This is a genomic window from Serratia sp. AS12, from assembly GCF_000214195.1.
In the GTDB taxonomy this organism is placed as follows: domain Bacteria; phylum Pseudomonadota; class Gammaproteobacteria; order Enterobacterales; family Enterobacteriaceae; genus Serratia; species Serratia plymuthica.
In genome coordinates, this window is sequence record NC_015566.1 from 1,173,718 (window position 1) to 1,192,366 (window position 18,649).

An 18,649-nucleotide genomic window follows, 5' to 3' on the forward strand; every position below is an offset into this window, starting at 1 on the left:
CGCCGTGGCTTGTTGAGCCAGTGCGCTTTAATCACCCACGATAAATAACGTATAACTGCCTCCATAATAACCCATGGGGACTTTCCTGATGCTCAGATCCACCCATTTGCTGGCAGAATCCACCGCGCGCCAGATAGTGCAGCGGGCGATGGGCATCATCAACCATTCTGTCAACGTTATGGACAGCAACGGTGTCATCATCGCCTCCGGTAACCCCTCACGCCTGTTCCAGCGCCATGAGGGCGCGGTGCTGGCGCTAACCGAGAACCGGGTAGTGGAAATCGATGCGGTGACCGCAGCGCATCTTAAAGGTGTACGGCCAGGCATTAACCTGCCATTTAGCTTTCGTAGTCAACAGGTGGGGGTGATCGGCATTTCCGGCGAGCCCACTCAGGTGCGTGCCTATGCCGAACTGGTAAAAATGGCGGCTGAGCTGATGGTGGAGCAGGCGGCATTGTTGAGCCAAAACCAGTGGGAAAAGCGTTATCGCGAGGAACTGGCGAATCAGTTGCTGCAGTCGCAGCCGGCATCAGCCTCGCTGGAGGCGATGGCTGCCTATCTGGGCCTGGATCTGCAACTGCCACGTATCGTCTGGATCCTGGAGTTACAGGATCCCCAGCCGAATTTGTTGCGTGAACTGCTGGCGGAACTGGAACACACCCAGCGTGAAGCGCTGCTCGCCATTACCGGCCTTAACGAAATGGTCCTGCTGCGGCCCGCCAGCCTGGTGCAGGGGGAATGGAACTTGAAGCAGGAGCGCAAGCAGGCACAGCAGTTGCAAAGCCAGCTCCAGTCGCGTTTCAACCTGCGTTTGATTATCGGTGGCTTCTTTAGCGGTGAGGCGGGGCTGCATCGTTCTAACCTGACCGCCCGCGCCACGCAGGCGATGGCGCAGCGGTTGAAGCTGCGCCACAAGACGCTGTTCTACCCAGATTATCCGCTGCCGTCATTGCTGTGCGATTTGGGGGAAGACTGGCGTGCGCAGGAGCTTTCACGCCCCTGGCAGATCCTGGGGGCCAGTGATGAAAAAGGCGTACTGCGCAGTACCCTGCGGCACTATTTTTCGCGGAATTGTGATCAGACGCAGACCGCCACTGAGCTGCATATCCACGTCAATACTCTGCGCTATCGCCTGCAGCGCATTGAGGCGATTACCGGATTGAAAATCAATCAGTTAACTGATGCCTTGCAGTTGTATATTGGCATGCTGATGCACGACTGAGTTGTGTAAAACCACAACTTTCCAGTGCGCCATGCGGTGGGTTTTTGTGGCTTCCTCTCACGCTAATGTTCGACGCTCAGGATATGTTTTCCCCACACCAACAACGGGGAAAACAATAATGACAACGGTATCCACACTTGGGGCGCTGGTGGCATTGGTCGTCGCTATCGTTCTGATTTTACGCAAGGTTCCGCCAGCCTACGGCATGATTGCAGGCGCGCTGGCCGGTGGGTTGTGCGGCGGCGCCGATCTGGTACAGACCGTGACGCTGATGATCACCGGCGCTCAGGGTATCACCAACGCCGTGATGCGCATTCTGGCTGCGGGGGTATTGGCCGGGGTGCTAATTGAGTCAGGCGCGGCGCATACCATTGCTGAAACCATTGTCCGCAAGGTCGGGGAAACCCGTGCGCTGCTGGCGCTGGCGATAGCTACACTGATCCTTACGGCAGTTGGGGTATTTATCGACGTGGCGGTGATCACCGTAGCGCCGATCGCTCTCTCCATTGCTCAGAAGGCCGGGATCTCGCGCGGTGCCATCCTGTTGGCAATGATCGGTGGCGGCAAGGCCGGTAACGTGATGTCACCCAACCCGAACACCATTGCGGCCGCCGATAACTTTCACGTACCGCTGACCTCGGTGATGATGGCCGGCATTGTGCCTGGCCTGTGTGGGCTGGTGGTGGCCTATCTGCTGGCCCGACGCTTGAGCAACAAGGGTGACAAGGTGCTGGCAGAGGAACTGACGCAGCATGCTGAGGGTTCTCACCCAGGCTTTGCGGCGGCGATCAGCGCACCGTTGGTTGCCATTGTGCTGTTGTCGCTGCGGCCGATCGCCGGTATCGCCGTCGATCCGCTGATTGCGTTACCGGCCGGCGGATTGGTGGGAGCGTTATTGATGGGACGTATTCGTCAGTGTAATCAGTTTATGGTTTCTGGCCTGAGCCGCATGGCACCGGTGGCCATTATGCTGCTCGGCACGGGGACGCTGGCGGGCATTATCGCCAACTCGGCGCTGAAAGACGCGTTGATTAACGGATTGACCCACACCGGTATGCCGGCCTGGCTGCTGGCCCCGCTCTCCGGGGCATTGATGTCGATGGCTACCGCTTCCACCACCGCCGGTACCGCCGTGGCATCCGGCGTATTCAGCAGCACCTTGCTGGAACTGGGCGTCAGTGGGTTGGCAGGAGCCGCGATGATCCATGCCGGTGCCACGGTGCTGGATCACCTGCCACACGGCAGTTTTTTCCACGCCACCAGCGGTAGCGTCAATATGGTTGTTCATCAACGGCTGAAGTTAATGCCGTATGAAACCCTGATCGGCTTTACCATTGCCGCCGTCTCGGCGTTGATGTTTGGCGTATTTAATCTGACAGGATAAGGAATACTGATGAAAACGCTGAAAAAAGTGGTAATTGCCCCAGACTCGTTTAAAGAGAGCCTGAGCGCGATGGCGGTGGCTGAGGCCATCGAGCGCGGATTCCGCCAGATTTACCCGCAGGTGCAGTATGTGAAATTGCCGATGGCGGACGGCGGCGAAGGCACGGTGGATTCGATGGTGGCGGCCACCGGCGGAGAAATTGTCAGGGTTGAGGTCACCGGCCCGTTGGGCCAGCCAGTATCTGCCTTTTACGGCTTGCTGGGGGAGGGGGAAACTGCCGTTATCGAGATGGCGGCCGCTTCCGGTCTGCATTTGGCGCCCAAGGGACAGCGCGATCCGCGTATTACCACCAGTTACGGTACCGGTGAGCTGATCCTGGCGGCGCTGGAACGCGGCGTGAAGGCGATTATTCTGGGCATCGGCGGTAGCGCCACCAACGACGGTGGTGCCGGTATGATGCAGGCGCTGGGTGCCAGGCTGCTGGATGACCAACAGCAACCGTTGCCGCCAGGTGGCGCGGCACTGACCCGGTTAGCGCAAATTGATCTTTCAGCGGTAGACCCACGCCTGCAGCAGGTGAGCGTGACGGCTGCCTGTGACGTGGATAACCCTTTATGTGGCCCTCAGGGGGCTTCGGCGGTGTTTGGCCCGCAGAAGGGAGCCACGTCGGAGATGGTGACGCAGTTGGATGCGGCACTAAGCCATTTCGGCAGTTTGCTGCAGCAGGCCACCGGCCGTGAGGTGCTCAATGCACCGGGTGCCGGTGCAGCGGGCGGAATGGGGGCGGCCTTGCTCGGCATGCTCAACGCTCGCTTACGGCCGGGAATTGAGATCGTGATTGAAACTTTGCGGCTGGAAGAGGCGCTTCGTGACGCCGATCTGGTGATCACCGGAGAAGGGCGACTGGACAGCCAGTCGATCCACGGCAAAACGCCGATTGGCGTGGCAAGGGTAGCCAAACGCCATGGCTTACCGGTGATCGGCATCGCCGGCAGCCTGTCGAAAGATTATCAGGTGGTGCACCAGCATGGCATTGACGCTGCTTTTTCGGTGCTTGACCGTGTCGTCACGCTGGAAGAAGCCCTGACGGACGCGGCCGATAATCTTGAGGTCACGGCCCGCAATGTAGCGGCGCTCTGGAAGCTGGCGCAATCCTGACGTTCATATCCTTTACCTGTTGCTGATATCGGTTCCGGTGAAACACTTTTCCGCTACAATAGACGCCATTAATTGACGTTAACCCCCTGACCCAGAACGGGGGGTTAGCCTGTAAGGCATCAAGGGGAGCTGAGATGAAGCAAGAGAAACACGGGGTATTGCTGGTGAACCTGGGCACACCGGATGCTCCGACCTCGTCGGCGGTAAAACGCTATCTGAAGGAATTCCTCAGTGACGACCGCGTAGTCGATACTTCACCGTTGATCTGGTGGCCGATCCTTAATGGCGTGATCTTGCCGCTCCGATCGCCGCGCGTCGCCAAGCTGTATCAGTCGGTATGGATGGACGAAGGCTCGCCGCTGTTGGTCTACAGCCGCCGCCAGCAGCGCGCGCTGGCCGCCCGCATGCCGAACACTCCGGTGGAGCTGGGCATGAGCTACGGCTCGCCTAGCCTGGCGGAAGCGATAGACAAGCTGTTGGCGCAAGGCGTAACCAATCTGGTGGTGCTGCCGCTGTATCCGCAATACTCCTGCTCGACCAGTGCGGCGGTGTGGGATGGCGTGGCTCGCGTACTGAAAGGCTACCGCCGCCTGCCGTCGATAAGCTTTATCCGTGACTACGCCGAGCACCCGGCCTACATTGCCGCGCTGCGCCAGAGCGTTGAGCGCTCGTTCGCCGAGCATGGTCAGCCTGATCGTCTGGTGATGTCTTTCCACGGCATTCCCAAGCGTTATGCCCGCCTCGGCGACGATTATCCGCAGCGCTGTGAAGACACGCAGCGTGCCCTGGCCGCCACGCTGCCGCTGGCACCGGACAGGGTCATGATGACCTACCAGTCGCGCTTTGGCCGCGAACCTTGGCTGACGCCTTATACCGATGAAACCCTGAAAAGCTTGCCGGCGCAGGGCATCAAGCATATTCAGCTGATTTGCCCCGGTTTCTCGGCGGACTGCCTGGAAACGCTGGAAGAAATCAAAGAGCAGAACCGCGAGATCTTCCTCAAGGCCGGCGGTGAGAAGTTCGAGTATATAGCCGCGCTGAACGACGAACCGGCGCATATTGATATGATGCAGCAACTGGTGGCGCAGCGCTTCTGATCGTCATACAACCCCCTCCATCAGGCAGAAATGTGCTAACATTTTCTGCCTGATAATAGCCACTGCCGCCAATCACATGAAATTTCCTGGTAAACGTAAGTCCAAACACTATTTTCCGGTGAACGCTCGCGATCCGCTCTTGCAGCAAGTTCAGCCTGAAAATGAAGTCAGCACCTCTTATATCGTCGGCATCGACCAGACGCTGGTGGATATCGAAGCAAAAGTGGATGACGCGTTTGTCCAGCGCTACGGTTTGAGCCTGGGACATTCCCTGGTGATTGAGGATGACGTCGCCGAGGCGCTGTACCAGGAGCTAAGCGAAAACAATCAGATCGACCATCAGTTCGCCGGCGGCACCATCGGCAATACCCTGCACAACTATTCGGTGCTGGCGGATGACCGCTCGGTCCTGCTCGGCGTCATGTGCAGCAACATCAAAATCGGCAGCTACGCCTACCGTTATTTGTGCAATACCTCGAGCCGCACCGATCTCAACCACCTGCAGGCGGTTGACGGCGCTATTGGCCGCTGCTTTACGTTGATCACCGAAAGCGGCGAACGCACTTTCGCCATCAGCCCTGGTCAGATGAACCAGTTGCGGCCGGAGAGCGTGCCGGAAGAGGTGATCGCAGGCGCTTCGGCGTTGGTGCTGACGTCGTATCTGGTGCGCTGCAAGGCAGGGGAACCGATGCCTGCCGCCACCATGCAGGCAATAGAATTTGCCAAAAAATACGACGTGCCGGTGGTGCTGACGCTGGGCACCAAGTATGTGATTGCCGATAACCCGCAGTGGTGGCGCGACTTCCTGAAGCAACATGTATCGATTCTGGCGATGAACGAAGATGAAGCGCTGGAACTGACCGGGCTGAGCGATCCCTTGACCGCCTCTGATATGGCGCTCGAGTGGGTGGATCTGGTGCTGTGCACCGCCGGGCCAAATGGTCTGTATATGGCGGGTTATACCGAAGAATCGAATAAGCGGGAAACCCAGCATCCGCTGTTACCGGGACATATTGCCGAGTTCAACCGTTATGAGTTCAGCCGCGCCATGCGCCGTGAAAGCTGTGAAAATCCGTTCCGCATCTATTCGCATATCGCGCCATACATGGGCGGGCCGGAGAAAATCATGAACACCAACGGTGCCGGCGACGGCGCGCTGTCGGCGTTGTTGCATGATATCGCCGCCAACGGTTTTCACCGCAATAACGTGCCGAACTCCAGCAAGCATGTGCGCAGCTACCTGACTTACTCCTCGTTGGCGCAGGTATGCAAATACGCCAACCGCGTCAGCTATCAGGTGCTGAACCAGCATTCACCACGCCTGACGCGTGGCCTGCCGGAACGGGAAGACAGCCTGGAAGAGTCTTACTGGGAACGATAAAAAAGCAAAAGGTCCGGCAAGCCGGACCTTTTTTGAATACCGGTTTTCACGTCAAATCGGGCAGGCGCCCATTTTCTCTTCTTCGCTCAGCGTATCCAACTTAAGGATATTCAACATGCTGTTGGCGATTTCCCGTTCGCCCATCACCACCTGATCGGCACCGCGATCGGAGATGTATGACACCTCGTCATCGTAATGCGCGCGGGCGATGATCTCGATGTTTGGCCGCTTGTTGCGCGCAGAGGCAACGATCTCCCCGGCTTCGTAGCCGTTTGGAATGGTCAGCAACAGCCAGCGTGCGCAGTCGAGCCGCGCCAAATCCATCACCTCCGGATTGGCGGCGTTGCCCAGCACCGTTTTGATACCCTGTTCACGCAGCGCTTCGACCCGAGGGCGAGAGTTCTCGATCACCACCAGCGGAATGCCGGCTTCGGCCAATTTAGCGCCCAGCAGGCTGCCAACGCGGCCATAGCCGACCAGCAGGGCGTGATTGCACATATCGAACGGGATCTGCTTCTCTTCTTCCACGGCTTCTTCCAGAATCTGGTCTTCCATGGTTTCGGTCTTGGCCAGATAACGTTCAAGCAGGGTGAACAGCAGCGGATTAAGCATGATCGACAGGATGGCGCCGGCCAGCACCAGATTGCGGCCGTGCTCCGACATCATACCGAGCGAGATGCCAAGGCCGGCCAAAATGAAGGCGAACTCGCCGATCTGCGCCAGGCTGGCGGAAATGGTCAGCGCGGTGCGTTTTGAGTGGCCGAACATTTTCACCAGCAGGAACGCCGCCGCCGATTTACCGAACACGATAATCGCCAGCGTTGCCAGCACTGCCAGCGGCTCGTTGATCAGGATCATCGGATCAAACAGCATGCCGACCGAGACAAAGAACAGCACCGCAAAAGCATCGCGCAGCGGCAGCGTGTCGTGAGCTGCGCGGTGGCTCAACTCCGACTCGTTCAGCACCATGCCGGCGAAGAACGCCCCCAGAGCGAAGGAAACGTCGAACAGCTTCACTGCGCCATAGGCAATGCCGAGCGCCAGCGCCAACACCGCCAGGGTAAACAGTTCGCGGGAGCCGGTGCTGGCGGTTTTCGCCAGGATCCACGGCACCAGGCGGCGGCCAACCACAATCATCAGCGCGATAAAGGCGATGACCTTGCCGATGGTGAGCGCCAGATCAATCAGCAACTGGCTGCTGCTGGCATTGTCATTGCCCATCATGTTGCCGAAGGCCGGCAGCAGCACCAACGTCAGCACCATCGCCAGATCTTCCACGATCAGCCAGCCGATGGCGATTTGCCCGCGCTGGCTGTCGATCAACTGGCGCTCTTCCAGTGCGCGCAGCAGCACCACGGTACTGGCGGTGGACAGACACAGCCCGAACACCAGACCGGAAATCAAATCCCAACCGAGCAACTTGGACAACCCCATACCCAGCAAGGTGGCGACGGCAATTTGTGCCACTGCGCCGGGAATGGCGATATGTTTTACTGCGAGGAGGTCTTTAAGAGAGAAATGGAGGCCAACACCGAACATCAACAAAATCACGCCAATTTCCGCCAGTTCCGGTGCCAGCGAGGTGTCGGCAACAAATCCGGGGGTAAAGGGGCCGGCGAGCACGCCTGCTGCAAGGTATCCTACCAGTGGGGAGATGCGCAGGCGATTCGCCAGCATACCGAGGAGGAAGGCGAGTACTAACCCTCCGACAATGGTGGTGATTAACGGTGTTGAATTATGCATCCAGACTCCTTCTAGCTATGCATGGCGGCAGAGGGAAAACGCAACGAAGTTACGAAAAGATACATTTAGTTTATTGCATTTGTGCGTGCCTTGCTTAGCTAAATTTGGCTTTTTTGCAAAAAAGCAGAGGATTCCACTTTGGGCAGGCCAGTGAGGGGATTTAACAATGAATAAGTCAAATAACATTGATTTATGTGGGAGATAACCCGGCTGAATGATATTTATCAACCGGGCTGTAGCAGGGTTATTGCTAGTTATGATCCATATTAGGCAGTAGTGCGGTAATAATGCCGATCAAGGGCAAGAAAGCACAAATTTGATAGACTAATTCGATGCTGGTCAAATCTGCGACATAACCAAGAACTGCCGCACCTAACCCCCCCATACCAAAAGCAAAACCGAAGAATAAACCGGAAACCATGCCCACTTTTCCGGGGATCAGCTCCTGAGCGTAGACCAAAATGGCCGAAAACGCTGAGGCGAGAATTACCCCTATGATCACCGTCAAAATACCGGTCCAGTATAAAGATGCATAGGGTAAAACAAGCGTGAAAGGCGCTGCACCAAGTATAGAGCCCCAAATAACATATTTTCGGCCTATCTTGTCGCCCAATGGCCCGCCGATAATGGTTCCGGCGGCTACCGCGAACAGAAAGGCAAACAGATGTATCTGAGCGTTTTGTACCGAAACACCGAACTTATGTATCAAATAAAAGGTGTAATAGCTGCTGATGCTAGCCAAGTAGAAGTATTTTGAGAAAATCAGTACCAGCAGGATGCCGATAGCGTAAGTAACGGTACGTTTTGACAGCGGTTGTCGCGCAGCGGCGGTTTTGGGCAGACCTTTTGTTGCCCGATGCTGTTGCTGATACCACTTGCTGACTTGCAACAGCACCACGATAGCCAGCAGCGCCGCCAGTGAGAACCAGGCGACGTTGCCCTTACCGTAAGGCGCGATAATCAGCGCCGCCAATAGGGGGCCCAGAGAACTGCCAAAGTTGCCGCCGACCTGGAACAACGACTGCGCCAGACCATGCCGGCCGCCGGAAGCCATGCGCGCCACGCGGGACGATTCCGGGTGGAAGACCGAAGAGCCGGTACCGACCAACGCCGCAGCCAGCAACACCAGCGGGAAGGTATTGGCTACCGACAGCAGCAGCAGGCCACACAGGGTAAAACCCATGCCGATCGGTAGCGAATAAGGCTGCGGGTGTTTATCGGTGAAGTGGCCGATTAGCGGTTGCAACAGCGAGGCGGTCAATTGATAAGTCAGGGTGATCATGCCGATCTGCACAAAGCTGAGATTGAAATCGGCCTGCAGGATCGGGTAAATCGCCAGGATCAGCGACTGGATCATGTCGTTCAGCAAGTGGGATACGCTGATGGCGCCGAGGATCGAGAAAGCGGTGCCTTTAACCGCACTGCCCTTGGCCGGCGGCATGGCGGTTTCGCTACGGTCGGTCATTTTATTATTAGCCTGGTAAGTTTTAGAGTTCAGAGCAGATTATCTTAGGCAAGTTGTTCAATTTTTACCATATCCGACATAATTTGACGTACATCGCAAAAATTTGAAATCACTCGCCTTTGTTTCGCGCTACAATTTCGGCCACCTCAAAAAAACAGTTCATTTTTCATCATGGAGAGCCGCCATGCGTTTTTCGTTAAAAACCACCGCATGCGCCTTGGCCGTGTCCCTGACTTTCCTGTCGGGAGCCGCCAGCGCCTGGGAAAAGGATAAAACTTACGACATCACCATCCTGCATACCAACGATCACCATGGCCATTTCTGGCAGAACGATCACGGTGAGTATGGTCTGGGCGCGCAGAAAACCCTGGTAGACAGCATTCGCCAGGAAGTGGCGGCCAAGGGCGGTAGTTTGCTGCTGCTGTCCGGCGGCGATATCAATACCGGTGTGCCGGAGTCCGACCTGCAGGATGCCGAACCGGATTTTCGCGGCATGAACCTGGTGGGTTACGATGCGATGGCGATCGGCAACCATGAGTTCGACAATCCGCTCAGCGTGCTGCGTCAGCAGGAGAAATGGGCGACCTTCCCGCTGCTGTCGGCCAATATCTATCAGAAAAGCACTCAACAGCGTCTGTTCAAACCCTACGCCTTATTTGACAAGCAGGGCATCAAGATTGCGGTTATCGGCCTGACCACCGACGACACCGCCAAGATCGGCAACCCGGAATACTTTACCGATATCGAGTTCCGCGTGCCGGCGCAGGAAGCGAAACAAGTGGTTGAGCAACTGCGCAAGGATGAAAAGCCGGACGTGATCATCGCCGCCACTCACATGGGCCATTACGATGACGGCAACCACGGCTCCAACGCGCCGGGCGACGTCGAGATGGCGCGCAGCCTGCCTGCCGGTTATCTGGATATGATCGTCGGCGGCCACTCGCAGGATCCGGTCTGTATGGCCGGCGAAAACCACAAACAGGTGGATTACGTGCCGGGTACCCCGTGCTCGCCGGATCGTCAAAACGGCACATGGATCGTCCAGGCGCATGAGTGGGGCAAATACGTCGGTCGTGCCGACTTCCAGTTCCGCAACGGCGAGCTGAAGCTGGTGCATTATCAACTGATCCCGGTCAACCTGAAGAAGAAGGTGGAAAAAGCCGACGGCACCAGCGAGCGAGTGTATTACACCCGGCAAATTCAGGAAGATCCTTCCATGATGAAACTGCTGACGCCATTCCAGGACAAGGGCAAGGCGCAGCTTGACGTTAAAATCGGCAGCGTGAACGGCAAGCTGGAAGGCGATCGCAGCAAGGTGCGCTTCGTTCAGACCAACTTGTCGCGCGTGCTGCTGGCGGCGCAAATGGAGCGTGCCGAAGCCGATTTTGCGGTGATGAGCGGCGGCGGGGTGCGTGATTCGATCGAATCCGGCGACATTACCTATAAAAACGTGCTCAAGGTGCAGCCGTTTGGCAACACGCTGGTCTATGCCGAGATGAAAGGCAGCGAGGTAGAAAAATACCTGGCGGTGGTCGCCAACATGAAGGTGGATTCCGGCGCTTACGCGCAGTTTGCCAACGTCAGCCTGACGGCGGACGGCAAGGGCGTCAGCAACGTGAAGATCAAGGGCGAGCCATTGCAGGCGGACAAAACCTACCGTATGGCGACACTGAACTTCAATGCGTTGGGCGGCGACGGTTATCCGAAGCTGGATACCCTGCCAGGCTACGTCAATACCGGTTTTATCGATGCCGAAGTGCTGAAACAGTATATCGAGAAGCACTCTCCGCTGGATGCGGCGGCCTATGAGCCGAAGGGCGAGATTGTTTATCAGTAAGCGTTAATCGGGGAGCCGGAAGGCTCCCCATCAGCTTAATCGCGCTTGGCGATATCGGCGAAGCTGCCGGCCAGCAGGCGGCATAAATCGCCGGCGGCCAGTTCGATATCCAGCCCGCGTTTGCCGCCGGAGACGTAAATGGTGGCGAACTGCTGCGCCGGGCTGTCGATCACCGTCGGCAGCCGCTTTTTCTGCCCCAGCGGGCTAATGCCGCCGACCAGATAACCGGTTACGCGCTGCGCCAGTTGCGGGTCGGCCATTTCCGCTTTCTTTGCGCCCAAGGCGCGGGCGACCTTTTTCAGATCCAGCTGGGTCGCGACAGGCGTTACCGCCACCGCCAGATGTTTGGCGTCGCCGTTCAGCGCCACCAACAGCGTTTTATAGACGCGGTCGGCATCGAGCCCAAGTTTCTGTACCGCTTCATCACCGAAGTGGGTTTCCGCACTGTCGTGATGATAGGGATGAAGGGTAAACGCGATTTTTTGTTTTTCAAGCAGGATCACTGCGGGCGTCATACTGTTTTCCTATTTCCCCTTTGCACGGGAAGTTGCAACGCGAAGCAACAAAATTACAAAAATCTAACGGCGGCAGCAACCTGGGCCACTGTTACATAAAGCGGGTTGCCAAGGTGTTCACTGGGTTGCTACCCTGTCTATTGTAACCGTTAACACGGTTGCTATGCGTATAACTAAAATACAAGAAATTCCTCTTTGACTGGCCAGTAGCGATATTGGCCACTTTTTTTACTGCGCCTGAAGCATCGCCGGCAGATTATCTTCGCCGTACAGATGCAGTGCGCCCACCGCCACCACGTAGTTACCGGCCGGTAAGGCCTCCAGTTTCTGCTGCCAGTCCCGGTTGCGCCGATGCATCAGCACGTCGTACAGATCGGCGCTGAAGGTGGCGGGCAGGGTTTCCAGCGCGCCGTTGGGTTTCGCGTCAAGCCACCAGCTCACCATGGTTTGCAGCAGCCGCGCGTTGGTGTGCCAGTGCTCCAGTGTATCGCGCAGCAGCGCCATACCGCCTTCCGGCAACTGTTCCAGCATCGCCATCTGCTGTTCCGCGCCTTCCAGCTCAATCACCTTTTTGTGTTGTTGCCTGGCAGCCTGCAACAGTTGGTAGTCCACGCCGTACTCGGCGCGCAGCCCCAGTCGCTGAGCCTGACGAGCCTGCATCGTCAGCGCCACCTGCCAGCCGGGGAGGGTCGAGAACACCTCTGCGTCGGTGCCCAGTTCCTGGCACAGGACCAATAACTGCTGAAACTCGGTATCGGAAAGGCGCTCCGCCAGGCCGGGCTGTGGGTCGGCGTGGCCAAACGGCGAGGCGGAGCCGGTGATATCGGCTTCGACAATCAGGGCATCAGCCTGTTTCAGGCGGGTCGCCAGCGTGGCCGGCAGCGGCGACATATCCACCGTGCCCATATGAATGCTGCCCACCAGATGGAATTGACGATCGCCGGGCAGCCGGATATCCAGCGCCGGGTAGGCGTAGGTCATCGGAGAAATAATGCCGAGAAAGGCGGCCAGGCGGCGTAATAGCTTACCCATACAGCGTGGTTCCTTATTTTCCCCGCGAGTTTGCAGACGATGGTCTGGCCTCTGGCGGGTAGCGCGTTTATGCCATGCTAAACGCTATCCGGCGCACAAGAAAGCCTGAAGAGTGAAGGAATTATCCCAAAGGAAGCGGGGCGTAAGGATTTACGCCCCGCTGTGGCATTCAGCGTTTCGGTTTAAAACGCAGCAGCCGGTTGGCGTTACTGACTACGGTAATGGAAGACAGTGCCATTGCCGCGCCCGCCACTACCGGGCTGAGCAGAGTGCCGGTCAACGGATACAGCACCCCGGCGGCGATGGGAATGCCGAGCGTGTTGTAAATGAATGCCCCGAGCAGGTTCTGCTTCATGTTGCGCAGCGTGGCCTTCGACAGTTCCAGCGCGTCGGCGACGCCGTTCAGGCTGTGGCGCATCAGGGTGATGGCGGCGGTTTCGATAGAGATATCGCTGCCGCCGCCCATCGCGATGCCCACGTCGGCTTGCGCCAGTGCCGGGGCGTCGTTGATGCCATCGCCAACCATTGCCACGCGGTGGCCCTGCGCCTGCAGCTGTTTGATCGCCTCGGCCTTGCCGTCCGGCAGTACGCCGGCGATGACCCGGTCGATGCCGGCCTCTTTGGCAATGGCGTTGGCGGTCACCGGGTTGTCGCCGGTCAGCATCACCAGTTGATAGCCCTGACGATGCAAACGCTGCAGTGCTTCAATGCTGTCGCTGCGCAGCGGATCACGGATGGCGATCAGCGCAGCTGGCTGCCCGTTGGCTGCCAGCAGCACCGGCGTAATGCCGCGCTCGGCCTGTTGCTGCATCTGCGCTTCCAGCGCTGCGGTTGCCACCTGATGCTGTTGCAACAGTGCGGCGTTGCCCAGCAGCAGCTTCACGCCGTCCACTTCGCCGCTGACGCCGGCACCGCGCAGGGTCCGGAACTGTTCAACCGGCGGTAGCGCTTGCCCGGCGGCGTGCTCAACGATGGCACGCGCCAAGGGGTGGCTGGCACCTTGTTCCAGCGCCGCGGCCCAGCGCAGCGCCTGCTGCTCGCCGATCTGATTGAAGGTGAAAATCTCCACTACGCGCGGCTGCCCCTCGGTCAGGGTGCCGGTTTTATCGAACACCAACGTATCCAGGGTGCTGGCCTGCTGCAACGCATCGGCGTCGCGCACCAGCACGCCGAACTCGGCCGCACGACCAACGCCGGAGATGATCGACATCGGCGTTGCCAGGCCCAGCGCGCAAGGGCAGGCAATGATCAATACCGTAGTGGCGATCACCAGCGTGTAAACCAACTGCGGCTGCGGGCCGAAGAAATACCAGATCGCCGCGCTGAACAGGGCGATGGCCACCACCACCGGCACGAACACCGCAGAAATGCGGTCCGCCAGTTTGCCAATCTCCGGCTTGCTGCTCTGCGCCTGGCGCACCAGTTTGATGATTCGCGCCAGCGTGGTTTTGCTGCCGATAGCGCCGGCGCGAAACAGCACGCTGCCGTCATCCACCACCGTACCGGCGTGCACCGTATCGCCAACGCCTTTCTGCTGCGGCACGGCTTCGCCGGTCAGCATGGCTTCGTCCAGCCACACTTCGCCCTGCACAATTTCACCGTCCACCGGAATACGATCGCCGGTGGTCAGGCGCAGCGTCATGCCAAGCTGCACCTGCGCCAGCGCAATGGTTTTTTCGCCGTCGTCGGTCACCAGCCGCGCCGTCGGCGGCGTCAGGTCCAGCAGCCGCTCCAGCGCCTGTGACGAACGCTGGCGCGCCCGCTGCTCCAGCGCATGGCCGAGGTTGATCAGGCCGATGATCATGGCGCTGGCCTCGTAATACAGGTGCCGTGCCTCCATCGGGAAGAAATCCGGCCACAGGTTGACGCTGATCGAATACAACCAGGCGGCGCCGGTGCCGAGTGCGACCAGCGTATCCATGGTGGCGCTGCCGTTGCGCAGTGCGCGCCAGGCGTTGCGGTAAAAATGCCCGCCGGCGAACACCATCACCGCCAGCGTGATCAGACCAACCCACAGCCACGGGCGTTGGGTTTCCGGTGTCAGCGACATACTGCCGCCAAACAGCCCCCAGGCCATCAGCGGAATACCCAGTGCCAGGCCGAGCGCCGCCTGCCAGCGGAAGCGCTTCATGTTGGCCTGTGCGGTTTGCTGTTGGCGCTCGCGGCGTTCGGTTTCGTCCTGAATCATTTCCGCGCCGTAGCCGGCTTTCTCCACCGCCGCCACCAGCGCCTGCGGATCGGCACCGCCGGTAATCAACGCGCTGCGTTCCGCCAGATTGACCCGCGCCTGTTCGACGCCGGGCACGCTTTGCAACGCGGTTTGGACTTTACTGACACAGCTTGCGCAACTCATGCCGCTGAGCAGCAGTTGAACGCTGTCATCATCGTCGCTGTGGCGAGTTACCGGAAGGGAAGAGGGGGCCGCTGCCTGGGGTTCCGGCAAATCAGGGGCTGATTCAGTCAACGGCTCAGTTTTTGGGAGAACGGCGGCTCCATTGGCGCTGGCGTGATAACCGGCTTCCTCTACTGCGGCGATCAATGCCTCGGGAGCGGCATCGCCATAGACCTTGGCCGACTCGATGCCGACGTCGGCGGCGATCACGCCCGGTACCGCCTCCAGCGCTTTACGGGTGCTGGCGGCGCAGTGCATGCAGCTCAGGCCGCTCAGCTGCAGTTCGGTATCCGGCCGTTGCGCTACGGTAGCCTGGTAACCGGCGGCGAACACGCTGTCGATCAGCGCCTGGCTCGGCGCATCGCCGGTGACTCTGGCGTAATGGATGTTGACCTCTGCCTGTTCGACATCGTTGCGGCTTTCCAGGGCTTTTTTCACCCGTTGCGCGCAGTTCATGCAGGTTAGCCCCTGCAACGCCAGCACGGTGGTTTGTGACATGATTCGGTTCCTCGCTCAAGTGCGGTGTTTAAAGGTTGACCGCTTAGCCTATTTTCACTAAGAATGAAGGTTAAACCTTCCAGCAAGGGGAAGGTCAAGGAGTGAAAATGAATATCAGCGACGTGGCGAAAAAAACCGGTTTAACCAGCAAGGCGATCCGCTTTTATGAAGAGAAAGGGCTGGTTACCGCGCCGATCCGTACCGATAACGGTTACCGCAGCTATAACCCGAAGCATATCGAAGAGCTGACGCTGCTGCGCCAGGCGCGGCTGGTGGGCTTTAACCTGGACGAGTGCCGTGAGCTGGTGGCGCTGTTCAACGATCCGGCCCGGCATAGCGCCGATGTCAAAGCGCGCACGCTGCAAAAAGTGGTGGATATTGAAAAGCACATCAGTGAGTTGGGCGAGATGCGCCAGCGTCTGCTGGCGCTGGCTAACGAATGCCCGGGCGATGACGGGGCGGAATGCCCGATCATTAATAACCTGGCCGGTTGCTGCCATCATGCCAAAGCATAGTAATAGAGGCCGGACCCCGATTGATAAGGGCTATACCCATTGATGCCTGGCACAACCGGGACCTTTTCTTGCTGAACGAATCGTCTTTTAAAGTGGCTCTCTCCATTGAGAGATCACAACCAAGAGGCGTTTATTATGAATACTTGTCCAGATATCGCAACATTACGCACCATCATCCCGGCTTTTGCAGGCGATCTGATTGAGGTTACGGCCTATTACTCCGGATGGAGTGGAAATGACCGGCTGCAATCTGGCGGCGGCACTTTTAAGGCTTCAGGCGATACCGGCCTTATCGATGACGGCGGCATTTATATAAAACCTGACACGCAATGGACATGGGTACGCGTCCTCGACATGAATTCATTCGTCTCGCCGAATATGTTTGGCGCACGTGGCGATGGCGTATCAGACGATACGGCCGCGCTGACGGCGGCCTTTGTAACACCTTACAGCACGGTCTGCCAGCAGGGCGCGACCTATATGACGTCTGACACCGTGCGGATCAAAGACGGTACAGATGCCAGGAAGGTGATTAACCTGAATGGCGCGACAATCAAAGCCAAGGCTGGTCATCTGAAACCCTTCTTCGCCAATAAAACCCCAACAGCAGAAATATATGATTACTTACGCGGTGTAGAAATGTTTGGTGGCAGGCTCTATGGCTGGGTTAAGCGGGAAAGCGTTTATCATCAGGTTTCCTCACATAATGGGTTCGTCGCCGGAAATAAAAGTTATTTTTATCATATGACCGTACGTGGTTTCTGTGATGGTATGGTGTTGATGGGCGAATCTGTTGCCTTCGATGTGAATATTGATGAATGCCGTGATAATTTACTCGTCGTAAAAAATAATGACAATGTGGTCAGTAATATTACCGGCGGCTATTGTCTTGGTGATGGTATTTTGGTGAAGGGCAGTAAAAATATTGTCACTAAAGTCACTATTGCCGGCGCCGGGATCCCCGCAAGTACCTTCGAACCAGGCTATGTTTCCGGTTCCATTATCGCTGTAGGCCAGGATCAACAGTTAGATGGAACAACCAGTGATTGTTATGTCATTGATGTCAAATGCGGAGTGTGGGGCGGTGGCGGTGTTATCGTTGCCGGCGTAAATAATTTTTGTGAAAATATTGAAGCCGGCGACTGTTATTACCTTGAACAAACCAATGCTTCCGCGATCTTGAATGGGGCACCGGCAGTGTATACTGGCGGCAAAAAACATCGGGTCAATAATGTTACTGTGGGCCACTGTATTCGAGGGATTGAGGTACATTCCGGTTCAGAAGGCACCTTCATCGATAATATTTCCATTGCATCATGCCGTGTTCATCCGGGGTTAAGCGCATCGGGTGTTCAGTCGGATAGCCGTGTCGGCAAAGTAACCTTTGGACGTCTGATCGGTAATAAGGCTCTGGATATTGATATGAGCGGGCTGGTTATCGATAAAATTACGGTTAATGAATATGCCAGTGCCTTTGGCAACGGTGGAAGCCTCTGCTCCATTGCAAAACCAGCGACAATCGGCAGTTTGGTTTTTAACAGCCCGTTGGCAAATAACATTCTGCCGGTAGTGCTGATGAGTGCTAACGCCTCCATTGAAAATCTGGAGGTGAATAACAGCAAGGCCGTTTGCTTGCAAACTACAGCTGCCGTTACTCTGCTGCCGCAGAATCTGACTATTCAACAAACGTCTGATGCCATCGATTCTGCAGTTAAATTATTTGGTGAGGGTGAATCTCACGTTAAAACCTGGCAGATAAAAGGAAATACAACGGTTCTGCCGAGTATTCGAGGCACGGACGCACAATTAACCCTCGAGCACTACCCTGCGGACAGTCTGCCGTGGAACGTGAAGTATCCGGATAAGTCGAAAGTCATTATTCTCGACTCAACATTGATCTCATAATAAGACAAGCCGGGGGAACCCGGCTTGATTCGTTAATGCACTTGTTGCGGCAACGCACGGATCACCAGGGTGACGCCCTCGACGGCGATCACTTCCACTTCGGTTCCTATCGCCAGATCTTCACTGGCCTGTGCGCGCCAACTGCTGTCGCCGATGTTAATGCGGCCCATGCCGTTGTGCATGGCTTCGGTCAGCGTTGCGCGGGTGCCGATCAACTGGCGGTTGCGCTGGTTCAGCACTTGCGAACCGCTGGTTGCCGCCGCTGGCCGCTGGCGCAGCCAGTACCACCACAGATAGGCCACGACAATGGTCAGGACGGCAAAAATCACCCCCTGCCACTCCCAGGCCAACTGCGGCAGTAGCCAGACCATCGCGCCGACCACCACCGCCGACACGCCGCTCCATAACAGGTAACCGCTGGCGCCGAGCATTTCTGCCGCCAACAGCAGCCCGCCAAGGGAAAGCCAGAACCAGTGCGGGTTTGCTGCAATTTGTTCGAGCATGA

14 protein-coding genes are annotated in these 18,649 nt (G+C 57.5%); 8 read left to right on the plus strand and 6 right to left on the minus strand.

Annotated features, from left to right (window positions below; genetic code table 11):
- Nucleotides 1–88 precede the first annotated feature (88 nt).
- From SERAS12_RS05455 to SERAS12_RS05475, 5 genes are all read left to right on the plus strand, one after another.
- Nucleotides 89–1,222, plus strand: a complete 1,134-nt coding sequence (locus SERAS12_RS05455; RefSeq protein ID WP_013811791.1) for a sugar diacid recognition domain-containing protein — start codon at nucleotides 89–91, stop codon at nucleotides 1,220–1,222.
- Between the two features lie 118 nt (nucleotides 1,223–1,340).
- Complete coding sequence (locus SERAS12_RS05460) at nucleotides 1,341–2,606, plus strand: GntP family permease (RefSeq protein WP_013811792.1); 1,266 nt, start codon at nucleotides 1,341–1,343, stop codon at nucleotides 2,604–2,606.
- Nucleotides 2,607–2,615: 9 nt separating this feature from the next.
- Nucleotides 2,616–3,764, plus strand: coding sequence for a glycerate kinase (locus SERAS12_RS05465; protein ID WP_013811793.1), 1,149 nt, complete (start codon nucleotides 2,616–2,618; stop codon nucleotides 3,762–3,764).
- 134 nt (nucleotides 3,765–3,898) lie between these two features.
- Nucleotides 3,899–4,861: a ferrochelatase gene (gene hemH / locus SERAS12_RS05470; protein ID WP_013811794.1), complete on the plus strand. Its 963-nt coding sequence runs from the start codon at nucleotides 3,899–3,901 to the stop codon at nucleotides 4,859–4,861.
- A gap of 76 nt (nucleotides 4,862–4,937) precedes the next feature.
- The gene (locus tag SERAS12_RS05475) at nucleotides 4,938–6,242 is read left to right on the plus strand and encodes an inosine/guanosine kinase (RefSeq protein ID WP_013811795.1); all 1,305 of its coding nucleotides are present in this window, start codon (nucleotides 4,938–4,940) and stop codon (nucleotides 6,240–6,242) included.
- A gap of 51 nt (nucleotides 6,243–6,293) precedes the next feature.
- Here the strand turns inward: SERAS12_RS05475 and ybaL are convergent, their stop codons facing one another.
- Both ybaL and SERAS12_RS05485 read right to left on the minus strand, forming a co-directional pair.
- Entirely contained in the window at nucleotides 6,294–7,985 is a 1,692-nt protein-coding gene (gene ybaL / locus SERAS12_RS05480) for a YbaL family putative K(+) efflux transporter (RefSeq protein WP_013811796.1), read from the minus strand.
- 250 nt (nucleotides 7,986–8,235) lie between these two features.
- A complete protein-coding gene (locus SERAS12_RS05485; protein WP_013811797.1) occupies nucleotides 8,236–9,450 on the minus strand; it encodes an MFS transporter in 1,215 nt (404 codons plus the stop codon).
- Nucleotides 9,451–9,634: 184 nt separating this feature from the next.
- On the opposite strand from SERAS12_RS05485, the gene ushA reads away from it, so the two are divergent.
- Nucleotides 9,635–11,287 (plus strand): bifunctional UDP-sugar hydrolase/5'-nucleotidase UshA, encoded by a 1,653-nt coding sequence (gene ushA / locus SERAS12_RS05490; RefSeq protein WP_013811798.1) that lies wholly within the window; start codon nucleotides 9,635–9,637, stop codon nucleotides 11,285–11,287.
- 35 nt (nucleotides 11,288–11,322) lie between these two features.
- On the opposite strand, the gene ybaK is transcribed toward ushA, so the two are convergent.
- The 3 genes from ybaK to copA all read right to left on the minus strand — a co-directional run bounded on the left by ybaK (nucleotide 11,323) and on the right by copA (nucleotide 15,724).
- A complete protein-coding gene (gene ybaK, locus SERAS12_RS05495; RefSeq protein ID WP_004949396.1) occupies nucleotides 11,323–11,802 on the minus strand; it encodes a Cys-tRNA(Pro)/Cys-tRNA(Cys) deacylase YbaK in 480 nt (159 codons plus the stop codon).
- Between the two features lie 228 nt (nucleotides 11,803–12,030).
- Nucleotides 12,031–12,834 (minus strand): TraB/GumN family protein, encoded by an 804-nt coding sequence (locus tag SERAS12_RS05500; protein WP_013811799.1) that lies wholly within the window; start codon nucleotides 12,832–12,834, stop codon nucleotides 12,031–12,033.
- A gap of 169 nt (nucleotides 12,835–13,003) precedes the next feature.
- Complete coding sequence (gene copA, locus SERAS12_RS05505; RefSeq protein WP_013811800.1) at nucleotides 13,004–15,724, minus strand: copper-exporting P-type ATPase CopA; 2,721 nt, start codon at nucleotides 15,722–15,724, stop codon at nucleotides 13,004–13,006.
- A gap of 107 nt (nucleotides 15,725–15,831) precedes the next feature.
- On the opposite strand from copA, the gene cueR reads away from it, so the two are divergent.
- Together cueR and SERAS12_RS05515 are read left to right on the plus strand one after the other, a co-directional pair.
- The gene (gene cueR / locus SERAS12_RS05510; RefSeq protein ID WP_013811801.1) at nucleotides 15,832–16,239 is read left to right on the plus strand and encodes a Cu(I)-responsive transcriptional regulator; all 408 of its coding nucleotides are present in this window, start codon (nucleotides 15,832–15,834) and stop codon (nucleotides 16,237–16,239) included.
- Nucleotides 16,240–16,374: 135 nt separating this feature from the next.
- Complete coding sequence (locus tag SERAS12_RS05515; RefSeq protein WP_013811802.1) at nucleotides 16,375–18,144, plus strand: hypothetical protein; 1,770 nt, start codon at nucleotides 16,375–16,377, stop codon at nucleotides 18,142–18,144.
- Between the two features lie 32 nt (nucleotides 18,145–18,176).
- Here SERAS12_RS05515 and SERAS12_RS05520 read toward each other — a convergent pair whose 3' ends face one another.
- Nucleotides 18,177–18,647, minus strand: coding sequence for an NfeD family protein (locus SERAS12_RS05520; RefSeq protein WP_013811803.1), 471 nt, complete (start codon nucleotides 18,645–18,647; stop codon nucleotides 18,177–18,179).
- Nucleotides 18,648–18,649 lie beyond the last annotated feature (2 nt).

What these genes read in the sequence shown, in the direction of transcription:
- ybaK (WP_004949396.1), bottom strand. Translation starts at nt 11,802, where the DNA reads ATGACGCCCGCAGTGATCCTGCTTGAAAAACAAAAAATCGCGTTTACC.
- copA (WP_013811800.1), bottom strand. Translation starts at nt 15,724, where the DNA reads ATGTCACAAACCACCGTGCTGGCGTTGCAGGGGCTAACCTGCATGAAC.
- cueR (WP_013811801.1), top strand. Translation starts at nt 15,832, where the DNA reads ATGAATATCAGCGACGTGGCGAAAAAAACCGGTTTAACCAGCAAGGCG.
- ybaL (WP_013811796.1), bottom strand. Translation starts at nt 7,985, where the DNA reads ATGCATAATTCAACACCGTTAATCACCACCATTGTCGGAGGGTTAGTA.
- SERAS12_RS05455 (WP_013811791.1), top strand. Translation starts at nt 89, where the DNA reads ATGCTCAGATCCACCCATTTGCTGGCAGAATCCACCGCGCGCCAGATA.
- SERAS12_RS05500 (WP_013811799.1), bottom strand. Translation starts at nt 12,834, where the DNA reads ATGGGTAAGCTATTACGCCGCCTGGCCGCCTTTCTCGGCATTATTTCT.
- SERAS12_RS05465 (WP_013811793.1), top strand. Translation starts at nt 2,616, where the DNA reads ATGAAAACGCTGAAAAAAGTGGTAATTGCCCCAGACTCGTTTAAAGAG.
- SERAS12_RS05485 (WP_013811797.1), bottom strand. Translation starts at nt 9,450, where the DNA reads ATGACCGACCGTAGCGAAACCGCCATGCCGCCGGCCAAGGGCAGTGCG.
- hemH (WP_013811794.1), top strand. Translation starts at nt 3,899, where the DNA reads ATGAAGCAAGAGAAACACGGGGTATTGCTGGTGAACCTGGGCACACCG.
- SERAS12_RS05475 (WP_013811795.1), top strand. Translation starts at nt 4,938, where the DNA reads ATGAAATTTCCTGGTAAACGTAAGTCCAAACACTATTTTCCGGTGAAC.
- SERAS12_RS05515 (WP_013811802.1), top strand. Translation starts at nt 16,375, where the DNA reads ATGAATACTTGTCCAGATATCGCAACATTACGCACCATCATCCCGGCT.
- ushA (WP_013811798.1), top strand. Translation starts at nt 9,635, where the DNA reads ATGCGTTTTTCGTTAAAAACCACCGCATGCGCCTTGGCCGTGTCCCTG.
- SERAS12_RS05520 (WP_013811803.1), bottom strand. Translation starts at nt 18,647, where the DNA reads ATGCTCGAACAAATTGCAGCAAACCCGCACTGGTTCTGGCTTTCCCTT.
- SERAS12_RS05460 (WP_013811792.1), top strand. Translation starts at nt 1,341, where the DNA reads ATGACAACGGTATCCACACTTGGGGCGCTGGTGGCATTGGTCGTCGCT.